Here is an 11,478-nt window from a genome sequence, read left to right on the forward strand (position 1 = left end):
CCCACGTGCCGGGCGCCGTTGCATTTATTCCGCGTCTGTGTTGGTAGTGCCACCCCATTTGCCGAGGTCCCTCCCCGTCTTCGTCCCTCGGCGCTCGCCTACTGCGCCGCGAGCCCCCCGTTGTGCGGCGCCGGCTCCAGATCGAACTCCCCGTCCCGCGCCCCCAGCACAAAGGCCCGCCACTCCGCCTCCGTGTACCGCAGGACCGTGTCAGGGTCGAGGGACGAACGCATGGCCACCGCGCCCTCGGGCAGGTACGCGATCTCGACCCGCTCCTCGTGTTCCTCCGTGCCCGGCGCGCTGTGCCATTCGACGTCGGAGATGTCCAGGGCGTAGAGCTCGTCCTTCTCCCGCTCCTTGCGCGCCTTGACGTCGGCGTCCGTCTCCGCCGCGATGTCCTTGTCCGCTACGCCCGCTGCGTCCGCTGCCTCGGCCATGTTCAAGCGGCCCCTTCCCCACGTACGAATGACCTGTGCGGTCACCCTAGTGGCCACGTCCGCGTCACCAGGCAGGTTCGGGGACCCGGACAGATGCATCCGGCCAGGCTGGTACGCTGTGTGACGGCCGTTTGTGTACGCACCCCCGGAGCCCATCGCTCTGGAGGCCGCGCCCAGCGGATCCCCGCCTCCCGAGTAACGGAAGCTCCCCTGAGATGTGGACCAGGGGCACTCGGTGGCTACTCAGAGACTACGAGGAGTACGCGTGTCGCTCGACGCCGCTACGAAGAAGCAGATCATCAGCGAGTTCGGTCAGAAGGAGGGCGACACCGGCTCCCCCGAGGTCCAGGTCGCCATGCTCTCGCGCCGCATCTCGGACCTGACCGAGCACCTCAAGACCCACAAGCACGACCACCACTCCCGTCGTGGTCTGCTGATCCTGGTCGGTCAGCGCCGCCGGCTGCTGCAGTACCTGGCCAAGAAGGACATCCAGCGCTTCCGTGCGCTGGTCGACCGCCTGGGCATCCGCCGCGGTGCGGCGGGCGCCAAGTAAGACGCCGTGAAGGGAGCGGTTCCCACCTCTTGGGAGCCGCTCCTTTTGCTGTACGTGCCGCTGCCGTGAGCATTGCCGCAAGCACTGCCGTACGTCTCTGTACGTGCGGAGTGTCACCGACGCTTTGTAGTGTGGTAGCACAACGCAATACGCAGGACACAGCACGTACGACACAGCGTGATGACTCCGTACCCGCCGGGTAGGGACCGTCACGTCAACGAACGAGGAGACGCGCACCGCACCGCCGCCGGTCCTCGGTAGTGGCCCCCGGGGAATGAGATCCCGGGTGCTTCGATCGAAGACCGGCCCGCACCAGACGGAGCGCCTCTCCGCCACCGTCCCCCTGCCACACGGGCAGGACGGGACGAAGACGAGGAGAAAACGCTAGTGGAGAACGAGACCCACTACGCCGAGGCCGTTATCGACAACGGTTCCTTCGGCACCCGCACCATCCGCTTCGAGACGGGCCGCCTGGCCAAGCAGGCCGCCGGCTCCGCCGTGGCGTACCTGGACGACGACACCATGGTGCTGTCGGCCACCAGCGCTTCCAAGAAGCCCAAGGACAATCTCGACTTCTTCCCCCTCACGGTGGACGTCGAGGAGCGGATGTACGCCGCCGGCAAGATCCCCGGCAGCTTCTTCCGCCGGGAGGGCCGTCCCTCCGAGGACGCCGTCCTCACCTGTCGTCTGATCGACCGCCCGCTGCGCCCGTCCTTCAAGAAGGGCCTGCGCAACGAGATCCAGGTCGTCGCCACGATCATGGCCCTCAACCCCGACCACCTGTACGACGTCGTGGCGATCAACGCCGCCTCCGCGTCCACGCAGCTGGCCGGTCTGCCCTTCTCCGGCCCGGTCGGCGGCGTCCGCGTCGCGCTGATCAACGGCCAGTGGGTCGCGTTCCCGACGCACACCGAGCTCGAGGACGCCGTCTTCGACATGGTCGTCGCCGGTCGCGTCCTGGAGGACGGCGACGTCGCGATCATGATGGTCGAGGCCGAGGCCACCGACAAGACCATCCAGCTGGTCAAGGGTGGCGCCGAGGCGCCGACCGAGGAGGTCGTGGCCTCCGGCCTCGACGCCGCGAAGCCCTTCATCAAGGTCCTGTGCAAGGCGCAGTCGGACCTCGCCGCGAAGGCCGCCAAGCCGACCGCCGAGTTCCCGATCTTCCTCGACTACGAGGACGACGTCCTCGAGGCCCTGACCGTCGCGGTCAAGAGCGAGCTCGCCCAGGCGCTCACCATCGCCGGCAAGCAGGACCGCGAGGCCGAGCTGGACCGCGTCAAGGAGATCGCCGCCGAGAAGCTGCTCCCGCAGTTCGAGGGTCGCGAGAAGGAGATCTCCGCCGCGTACCGCGCGCTGACCAAGAAGCTGGTCCGCGAGCGCGTCATCAAGGACAAGGTCCGTATCGACGGCCGTGGCGTCACGGACATCCGTACGCTCGCCGCCGAGGTCGAGGCCATCCCGCGCGTGCACGGCTCGGCGCTGTTCGAGCGTGGCGAGACCCAGATCCTGGGCGTCACCACCCTCAACATGCTCCGCATGGAGCAGCAGCTGGACACCCTCTCCCCGGTGACCCGCAAGCGCTACATGCACAACTACAACTTCCCGCCGTACTCCGTCGGTGAGACGGGCCGCGTGGGCTCCCCGAAGCGCCGCGAGATCGGCCACGGCGCGCTCGCCGAGCGCGCGATCGTGCCGGTCCTGCCGACCCGCGAGGAGTTCCCCTACGCGATCCGTCAGGTGTCCGAGGCCCTCGGCTCCAACGGCTCGACGTCCATGGGCTCGGTCTGCGCCTCCACCATGTCGCTGCTGAACGCCGGTGTGCCGCTGAAGGCCCCCGTCGCCGGTATCGCCATGGGCCTGATCTCCCAGGAGATCGACGGCCAGACGCACTACGTCGCCCTCACCGACATCCTCGGTGCGGAGGACGCCTTCGGCGACATGGACTTCAAGGTCGCCGGCACCAAGGAGTTCGTGACCGCCCTCCAGCTCGACACCAAGCTGGACGGCATCCCGGCCTCCGTCCTGGCCGCGGCCCTCAAGCAGGCCCGTGACGCCCGCCTCCACATCCTCGACGTGATGATGGAAGCGATCGACACGCCGGACGAGATGTCCCCGAACGCCCCGCGGATCATCACCGTCAAGATCCCCGTGGACAAGATCGGTGAGGTCATCGGCCCCAAGGGCAAGATGATCAACCAGATCCAGGAGGACACCGGCGCCGAGATCACGATCGAGGACGACGGCACCATCTACATCGGTGCCGCCGACGGCCCGGCCGCCGAGGCCGCCCGCGCCACGATCAACGGCATCGCCAACCCGACCATGCCGGAGGTCGGCGAGCGCTACCTGGGCACCGTCGTGAAGACGACGACCTTCGGCGCGTTCGTGTCGCTGCTCCCGGGCAAGGACGGTCTGCTGCACATCTCGCAGATCCGCAAGCTCGCCGGCGGCAAGCGCGTGGAGAACGTCGAGGACGTCCTCGGTGTGGGCCAGAAGGTCCAGGTCGAGATCGCCGAGATCGACTCCCGCGGCAAGCTCTCCCTGATCCCCGTGATCGAGGGCGAAGGCGACGACGAGAAGAAGGACGACACCGACAAGTGACGTCTCGTAGCTCCACGGCGACGGCCCGCACCTCTTCGGAGGCGCGGGCCGTCGCCCGTACCCAAACCCTCATCAAGGGCCAGAACGGCATCGGTACGGTCCGTAAGACCACCCTCCCCGGCGGCCTGCGCATCGTCACCGAGACCCTCCCCTCCGTACGCTCGGCCACCTTCGGGATCTGGGCGCACGTCGGCTCCCGGGACGAGACACCGACGCTGAACGGCGCCACGCACTACCTGGAGCACCTGCTCTTCAAGGGCACCTCCCGGCGCAGCGCCCTGGACATCTCCTCCGCCATCGACGCGGTCGGCGGCGAGATGAACGCGTTCACGGCCAAGGAGTACACGTGCTACTACGCGCGCGTGCTCGACACCGACCTCCCGCTCGCCATCGACATCGTGTGCGACATGCTCACCGGCTCGCTGATCGAGCAGGGCGACGTGGACGCCGAGCGCGGCGTGATCCTCGAAGAGATCGCGATGACCGAGGACGACCCGGGCGACTGTGTGCACGACCTGTTCGCGCACACCATGCTCGGCGACACCCCCCTCGGCCGCCCGGTCCTCGGCACGGTCGACACCGTCAACGCCCTCAGCGCCGACCGCATCCGCCGCTTCTACAAGAAGCACTACGACCCGACGCACCTTGTGGTCGCCTGCGCGGGCAACGTCGACCACAACAAGGTCGTACGCCAGGTCCGCGCCGCCTTCGAGAAGGCCGGCGCCCTCAAGGAGAGCGCCGTCGAGCCGATCGCTCCGCGCGACGGCCGCCGCGCCATCCGCACCGCGGGCCGCGTCGAGCTCCTCGGCCGCAAGACCGAGCAGGCCCATGTCGTCCTCGGCATGCCGGGCCTCGCCCGCACCGACGAGCGCCGCTGGGCCCTGGGCGTCCTGAACACCGCCCTGGGCGGTGGCATGTCCTCCCGCCTCTTCCAGGAGGTCCGCGAGAAGCGCGGCCTGGCCTACAGCGTGTACTCGTACACCTCGGGCTTCGCCGACTGCGGCCTCTTCGGCGTGTACGCGGGCTGCAGGCCGAGCCAGGTCCACGACGTGCTCAAGATCTGCCGCGACGAACTCGACCACGTCGCCGAGCACGGCCTCTCGGACGACGAGATCGGCCGCGCCATCGGCCAGCTCCAGGGCTCCACAGTCCTCGGACTGGAGGACACCGGCGCGCTGATGAACCGTATCGGCAAGAGCGAGCTGTGCTGGGGCGATCAGATGTCCGTCGACGACATGCTGGTCCGGATAGCGTCGGTCACCCCGGACGAGGTCCGTTCGGTCGCCCGCGACATCCTGGGACAGCGGCCCTCGCTGTCGGTCATCGGCCCGCTCAAGGACAAGCAGGCCTCCCGTCTGCACGACGCGGTCGCGTAATTCCCGTCTCGGTAAGGAACGAAGCAATGAGCAAGCTGCGCGTGGCGGTCCTCGGTGCCAAGGGCCGGATCGGGGCCGAGGCGGTACGAGCCGTCGAGGCCGCCGAGGACCTGGAGCTGGTGGCCGCGCTGGGCCGCGGCGACGAGCTGGAGGCGCTGGTCGCCAGCGGCACCCAGGTGGTGGTCGAACTGACGACCCCGGCCTCGGTGATGGCCAACCTCGACTTCTGCGTCCGGCACGGTATCCACGCCGTGGTCGGCACGACCGGCTGGACCGACGAGCGGCTCGCGCAGCTCGACACCGCACTGGCCGCGTCCCCGGAGACGGGCGTGCTCATCGCGCCCAACTTCTCCATCGGGGCCGTACTGACCATGAAGTTCGCCGAGGTCGCCGCGCCGTACTTCGAGTCCGTCGAGGTCGTCGAGCTGCACCACCCGAACAAGGTGGACGCCCCCAGCGGCACCGCCACGCGCACCGCCCAGCTCATCGCCGCGGCCCGGGAGCGCGCGGGCAGCGCCCCGCAGCCCGACGCCACGGCGACCGCCCTGGACGGCGCCCGCGGCGCGAACGTCGACGGCATCCCGGTGCACGCGGTCCGCCTGCGCGGGCTCCTCGCCCACCAGGAGGTCCTGCTCGGTGGCGAGGGCGAGACCCTCACCATCCGCCACGACTCCCTCCACCACAGCAGCTTCATGCCGGGCATCCTGCTCGGCGTCCGCCGCGTGGTGACCACCCCGGGCCTCACCTTCGGCCTGGAACACTTCCTGGACCTCGGCTGAGCCGAGGGACGCACAACAGATAGCCGGCAGACATGCGTGCGAAGATCACCTACGCCGTCACGGCAGCCGTCCTGGTCGTCTATTTCGTCCTGGTCGGCAGCCGAGGCGTGCTGCTCATCCAGAACGGCACCCTGATCACCGTCACCTTCGGTGTCGCGGTGCTGATCCTGCCGGTCATCGGCATCTGGTTCCTGTGGAAGAACACCCAGTTCGTCCGCAAGGCCAACCGGCTCGCCGCCGAGCTCGACGCCGAGGGCGGCCTGCCCGTGGACGAGTTGAAGCGCACCCCGGGCGGCCGTATCGACCGTGACTCGGCCGACGAGGTCTTCGCCAGGCGCAAGGCCGAGACCGAGGACGCCCCGGACGACTGGCGCAGCTGGTTCCGCCTCGCGGTTGCCTACCACGACGCCCGCGACACCCCGCGCGCCCGCAAGGCGATGCAGCGGGCGATCGCCCTGCGCGAGGGCAGGCCCCCCGCCGAAGCCTGAGAGCTACGGCGCACACGAGAAGTGCGACGAGCGGCACGGCGGAGAAGGACGTCGAAGGGGCCGGCCCGCGGAGTGCGGACCGGCCCCTTCGCCCTGTTACGGCGGCCTACTACGACGCCCTGCTACGACGACAGCTGGGGCTCAATCCCGCCGGTACTCGTCGGCCCACACCTCGACGGCGTCCGCCGCCCGGTCGAAGGCCTCCGTGCGCGCCAGGAAGTCGGAGTTGTGCGAGGTGAGCAGCGGCGGCAGGCTGTCCGCCGCACGACCCTTGCGTACGAGGATCAGCGCCTGTCCCTGCACGGTGCGTGGCAGCCCGAGCCAGCGCACCGGCTGCTGGACGGTGCGTACGGCGACGACCTGCTCCCAGGACGCCGTACTCGTGTACAGGAAGCCCACGCGGCGCAGCCCCCGCGCACTCACCCAGACGCCCATCCGCAGCAGCCGCAGCGCGCACAGGATGACGAGCATGGAGCCGGCGAAGCAGAGCAGGGCGGCGGAGGGACTTCCCGTGAGCGCGACGAGCACGGCCGCGACGAGCACGTAGGACGCGAGCAGCAGCACGAGCGCGGCGAGGGCCACCCGCCACGGCCCGGGCCGGTAGGGGCGCCGCCAGCGGCCGCGGTCGTCGAAGGGCAGGGCGAGTTCGTCCGCCACCTCGTCAAAGTCACGGTCCGCCGTCAGGAAGGGCAGGGGCACGACTGATCCTCACTCAATCCACGCATGGGCTGTGCCCGGTGAGGCTATCGAGCGGGGTCCCCGCTCACCACCCTTGGGGGGCCATGGGGGTGCCCCCACGCTCTGTGGGCAGCGGGGGAGGGTCAGCGGCCGTTGGAGGCTTCGGAATGCTGGGTCGTCGCGGACGACTGGTCGAGCGACAGGGCAGGCATCCCGACGATCAGCGCGCCCACCAGCCCGGCGACCACGGTGAGGCCCAGGAGCCAGCGGCCGAATATCTCGCCGGCCGACGAGCGTCGGCGGGGCGGGGGAGCGACATTACTGCGGAACTGGTCGGCTTCTGCGATGAAGGCGAACGGTACGGGCTCGCGCCGACGGAACATGGGGGTTGCTTCTCCTCTGGAGGCTCGAACGAATCGCTGTCACCGATACAGACGAGCGAACGCCCCAAGAGGTGCCCGGAATCACCGAATTCGCTGAAGTTCGCCGACGAATGTCGCGGCACGGCACCGAACGCCCCGTTGTCAGTGGCGGCCCGTAGAGTGGGCGCCGCCCGAGAGATGTGATGGGAAGGACCCTGCGCACCGTGACCGACACCCCCGCCGACGACCTCAAGCCCAGTTTCCGCAGCGATGTCACCGTCGAGCTGGTCAAGCACACCGCGTCCGACTCGGACGTGCTGTTCGCCGCCCGCGTCTCGACCCTCGGTGAGCAGTCCCTCGACGAGCTCCAGAAGGACCCGGAGCGCTCCAAGGGCCTGCTGAACTACCTGATGCGGGACCGGCACGGCAGCCCCTTCGAGCACAACTCGATGACCTTCTTCATCAGCGCCCCGATCTTCGTCTTCCGCGAGTTCATGCGGCACCGCGTGGGCTGGTCGTACAACGAGGAGTCGGGCAGGTACAGGGAGCTCGAGCCGGTCTTCTACGTCCCGGACGAGTCCCGCAAGCTGGTCCAGGAGGGCCGCCCCGGCAAGTACGTCTTCGTCGAGGGCACGCAGGCGCAGCAGGAGCTCACGGGCCGTGTGATGGAGGACTCCTACCGACAGGCGTACGAGGCGTACCAGGAGATGCTGGCCGCCGGTGTGGCCCGCGAGGTGGCCCGCGCCGTCCTCCCCGTCGGCCTCTTCTCCTCGATGTACGCCACCTGCAACGCACGCTCCCTGATGCACTTCCTCGGTCTGCGCACCCAGCACGAGCTCGCCAAGGTCCCGTCCTTCCCGCAGCGGGAGATCGAGATGGTCGGCGAGAAGATGGAGGCGGAGTGGGCCAGGCTCATGCCGCTCACCTACGCGGCCTTCAATGCCAACGGGCGCGTGGCGCCGTAACGCGCTCCCGCGCGCCGTTCGGCACAGATGTACGGATCAACCGAGCGAGGTGTCCGTATTGCGGCATTTCGAGAAGTTCATCTAGCCTGATCAAACGGACCCGGCACTGCTTGAACCCCCGAGCAGGCAGTGCCGGGCTCCGCATTTGTCACGCTTTGTCGTGTCCCCCGAGGGCAGACCACGCCTTGAGCAGCGAGTAGCGTGTTACCCATGGCTCCGACCTCCACTCCGCAGACCCCCTTCGGGCGGGTCCTCACCGCCATGGTCACGCCCTTCACGGCGGACGGCGCACTCGACCTCGACGGCGCACAGCGGCTCGCCACCCACCTGGTGGACGCAGGCAACGACGGCCTGATCATCAACGGCACCACCGGTGAGTCACCGACCACCAGTGACGTGGAGAAATCGGATCTCGTACGAGCCGTACTCGAGGCGGTCGGCGACCGCGCCCACATCGTCGCGGGCGTCGGCACGAACGACACCCACCACAGCATCGAGCTCGCCCGCGCCGCCGAGGAGGCCGGCGCGCACGGCCTGCTGACTGTGACGCCGTACTACAACAAGCCCCCACAGGAGGGCCTGTACCGTCACTTCTCGGCCATCGCCGACGCGACCGAGCTGCCCGTGATGCTGTACGACATCCCCGGCCGCAGCGGCGTACCGATCAGCACCGAAACCCTCGTGCGGCTGGCCGAGCACCCGCGTATCGTCGCGAACAAGGACGCCAAGGGAGACCTCGGCCGAGCCAGCTGGGCCATCGCCCGCTCCGGACTCGCCTGGTACTCCGGCGACGACATGCTGAACCTCCCGCTGCTCTCCGTGGGCGCGGTCGGCTTCGTCTCCGTCGTCGGCCACGTCGTCACCCCGGAGCTGCGGTCCATGCTGGACGCGTACGTCTCAGGAGACGTGCAGAAGGCCACCGAGATCCACCAGAAGCTGCTCCCCGTCTTCACCGGCATGTTCCGCACCCAGGGCGTCATGACGACCAAGGCCGCGCTCGCCCTCCAGGGCCTGCCCGCCGGACCGCTGCGCGCCCCGATGGTCGAGCTGTCGCCCGAGGAGACCACCCAGCTCAAGATCGATCTTGCTGCCGGCGGGGTAGAACTCTAAATACAGACTTCACAACTGAATATGCACGACAACGCAGGCCAGGGGCCTGCACCCCACACAGACAACTGCTACTGCACGAACGTCATGCGCGCCACGTGCCTTGCCAGGTACGTGGCGCGTGTGGTGAGGAGAGTCTTTTGAGTCATCCGCATCCTGAACTTGGCCCGCCGCCGAAGCTTCCCCAGGGAGGCCTGCGGGTCACCCCGCTCGGTGGCCTTGGCGAAATCGGCCGGAACATGACGGTCTTCGAGTACGACGGCCGACTGCTGATCGTCGACTGCGGAGTGCTCTTCCCCGAGGAGGAGCAGCCCGGAATCGACCTGATCCTGCCGGACTTCACGTCCATCAGGGACCGCCTCGACGACATCGAGGGCATCGTCCTCACACATGGCCACGAGGACCACATCGGCGCTGTCCCGTTTCTCCTGCGCGAGAAGCCGGACATTCCGCTGATCGGCTCGAAGCTGACCCTCGCCCTGATCGAGGCGAAGCTCCAGGAGCACCGCATCCGCCCGTACACCCTCGAAGTCGCGGAGGGCCACCGCGAGCGCATCGGCCCCTTCGACTGCGAGTTCGTGGCGGTCAACCACTCCATCCCGGACGCCCTCGCGGTCGCCATCCGCACCCCCGCGGGCATGGTCGTCCACACCGGCGACTTCAAGATGGACCAGCTCCCGCTGGACAACCGCCTCACCGACCTGCACGCGTTCGCACGTCTGAGCGAGGAAGGCATCGACCTTCTCCTCTCCGACTCCACGAACGCCGAGGTTCCGGGCTTCGTCCCGCCCGAGCGCGACATCTCGAACGCGCTGCGCACGGTCTTCGCCAGCGCTCGCAAGCGGATCATCGTGGCGAGCTTCGCCAGCCACGTTCACCGCATCCAGCAGATCCTGGACGCGGCCCACGAGTACGGCCGCCGGGTCGCCTTCGTAGGCCGCTCGATGGTCCGCAACATGGGCATCGCACGCGACCTGGGCTATCTGAAGGTCCCGCCGGGCCTCGTGGTGGACGTCAAGACGCTCGACGACCTCCCGGACCACGAGATCGTCCTCGTGTGCACGGGCTCGCAGGGCGAGCCGATGGCGGCCCTGTCGAGGATGGCCAACCGGGACCACCAGATCCGGATCGTCCAGGGCGACACGGTGATCCTGGCCTCGTCGCTCATCCCGGGCAACGAGAACGCGGTCTACCGCGTCATCAACGGCCTCACCCGCTGGGGCGCCAACGTCGTCCACAAGGGCAACGCCAAGGTGCACGTCTCCGGCCACGCCTCCGCGGGCGAGCTGCTGTACTTCTACAACATCTGCAGGCCGCGGAACCTGATGCCGGTCCACGGCGAATGGCGCCACCTGCGCGCCAACGCCGAGCTCGGCGCCCTCACCGGCATCCCGCACGACCGCATCGTGATCGCCGAGGACGGAATCGTCGTCGACCTGATCGAGGGCAAGGCCAAGATCTCCGGCAAGGTCCAGGCGGGTTACGTGTACGTCGACGGCCTCTCGGTCGGTGACGTGGGTGAGCCGGCGCTCAAGGACCGCAAGATCCTCGGCGACGAGGGCATCATCTCGGTCTTCGTGGTGATCGACTCGAGTACGGGCAAGATCACCGCCGGTCCGCACGTCCACGCGCGTGGTTCGGGCATCGACGACTCCGCTTTCGGGGACGTCATCCCGAAGGTCACGGAGGTCCTGGAGCGCTCGGCCCAGGACGGCGTGGTCGAGCCCCATCAGATGCAGCAACTCATCCGCCGCACGCTGGGCAAGTGGGTCTCGGACAACTACCGCCGCCGCCCGATGATCCTGCCGGTCGTCGTCGAGGTCTGACCCCTCGCACGCGCCAACTCCGGAGCGGGGCCCCTCGATTTGCATCGGGGCGCCCCGCTCCAGTACGTTTACGGCTCCGCCTGAACGGGAACCCGGTACGACCGTGTGCCAGGAACCAGCCCGAGCGGGACGGAAATTCCGACTCAGAATCTCTGATAAAGTCGGAACCGCCGGAAAGGGAAACGCGAGAGCGAGAACCTGGAAAGCACCGAGGAAATCGGATCGGGAAACGGTCTGATAGAGTCGGAAACGCAAGAACAAAGCAAGACAGCAAGACCGAAGGGAAGCGCCCGGAGGAAAGCC

At 68.4% G+C, this 11,478-nt stretch carries 11 protein-coding genes; 8 read left to right on the top strand and 3 right to left on the bottom strand.

Annotated elements, in window-relative coordinates; genetic code table 11:
- Positions 1–98: 98 nt before the first annotated feature.
- Positions 99–437, bottom strand: a complete 339-nt coding sequence (locus ABZ656_RS52325) for a DUF397 domain-containing protein (RefSeq protein ID WP_180362093.1) — start codon at positions 435–437, stop codon at positions 99–101.
- 265 nt (positions 438–702) lie between these two features.
- Here ABZ656_RS52325 and rpsO point away from each other — a divergent pair, with 265 nt between their 5' ends.
- The 5 genes from rpsO to ABZ656_RS52350 all read left to right on the top strand — a co-directional run bounded on the left by rpsO (position 703) and on the right by ABZ656_RS52350 (position 6,237).
- A complete protein-coding gene (rpsO, locus tag ABZ656_RS52330; protein ID WP_037741887.1) occupies positions 703–990 on the top strand; it encodes a 30S ribosomal protein S15 in 288 nt (95 codons plus the stop codon).
- Positions 991–1,377: 387 nt separating this feature from the next.
- Positions 1,378–3,594 (top strand): polyribonucleotide nucleotidyltransferase, encoded by a 2,217-nt coding sequence (locus tag ABZ656_RS52335; protein ID WP_101401007.1) that lies wholly within the window; start codon positions 1,378–1,380, stop codon positions 3,592–3,594.
- Positions 3,591–4,970 (top strand): pitrilysin family protein, encoded by a 1,380-nt coding sequence (locus tag ABZ656_RS52340; protein WP_101401008.1) that lies wholly within the window; start codon positions 3,591–3,593, stop codon positions 4,968–4,970. Before ABZ656_RS52335 ends, ABZ656_RS52340 begins: the two co-directional genes overlap by 4 nt.
- Before the next feature lie 26 nt (positions 4,971–4,996).
- The gene (dapB, locus tag ABZ656_RS52345; RefSeq protein WP_101401009.1) at positions 4,997–5,749 is read left to right on the top strand and encodes a 4-hydroxy-tetrahydrodipicolinate reductase; all 753 of its coding nucleotides are present in this window, start codon (positions 4,997–4,999) and stop codon (positions 5,747–5,749) included.
- Positions 5,750–5,781: 32 nt separating this feature from the next.
- On the top strand, positions 5,782–6,237 hold the full coding sequence (locus ABZ656_RS52350; protein ID WP_101401010.1) for a hypothetical protein: 456 nt from the start codon (positions 5,782–5,784) through the stop codon (positions 6,235–6,237).
- A 141-nt stretch (positions 6,238–6,378) separates the two neighbouring features.
- Here ABZ656_RS52350 and ABZ656_RS52355 read toward each other — a convergent pair whose 3' ends face one another.
- Both ABZ656_RS52355 and ABZ656_RS52360 read right to left on the bottom strand, forming a co-directional pair.
- Positions 6,379–6,936 (bottom strand): hypothetical protein, encoded by a 558-nt coding sequence (locus ABZ656_RS52355; protein WP_101401011.1) that lies wholly within the window; start codon positions 6,934–6,936, stop codon positions 6,379–6,381.
- A gap of 122 nt (positions 6,937–7,058) precedes the next feature.
- Positions 7,059–7,298, bottom strand: a complete 240-nt coding sequence (locus ABZ656_RS52360; RefSeq protein ID WP_054232800.1) for a hypothetical protein — start codon at positions 7,296–7,298, stop codon at positions 7,059–7,061.
- 203 nt (positions 7,299–7,501) lie between these two features.
- Here ABZ656_RS52360 and thyX point away from each other — a divergent pair, with 203 nt between their 5' ends.
- The 3 genes from thyX to ABZ656_RS52375 all read left to right on the top strand — a co-directional run bounded on the left by thyX (position 7,502) and on the right by ABZ656_RS52375 (position 11,175).
- Positions 7,502–8,242 (top strand): FAD-dependent thymidylate synthase, encoded by a 741-nt coding sequence (thyX, locus tag ABZ656_RS52365; protein ID WP_101403792.1) that lies wholly within the window; start codon positions 7,502–7,504, stop codon positions 8,240–8,242.
- Positions 8,243–8,452: 210 nt separating this feature from the next.
- Positions 8,453–9,352 carry a 4-hydroxy-tetrahydrodipicolinate synthase gene (gene dapA, locus ABZ656_RS52370; RefSeq protein ID WP_101401012.1) on the top strand — a complete coding sequence of 300 codons (900 nt, stop codon included), beginning with the start codon at positions 8,453–8,455 and terminating at the stop codon, positions 9,350–9,352.
- A gap of 137 nt (positions 9,353–9,489) precedes the next feature.
- The gene (locus ABZ656_RS52375) at positions 9,490–11,175 is read left to right on the top strand and encodes a ribonuclease J (RefSeq protein ID WP_101401013.1); all 1,686 of its coding nucleotides are present in this window, start codon (positions 9,490–9,492) and stop codon (positions 11,173–11,175) included.
- Positions 11,176–11,478 lie beyond the last annotated feature (303 nt).

Origin of the sequence: Streptomyces sp. NPDC007095 (assembly GCF_040634475.1) — a bacterium.
GTDB lineage: Bacteria > Actinomycetota > Actinomycetes > Streptomycetales > Streptomycetaceae > Streptomyces.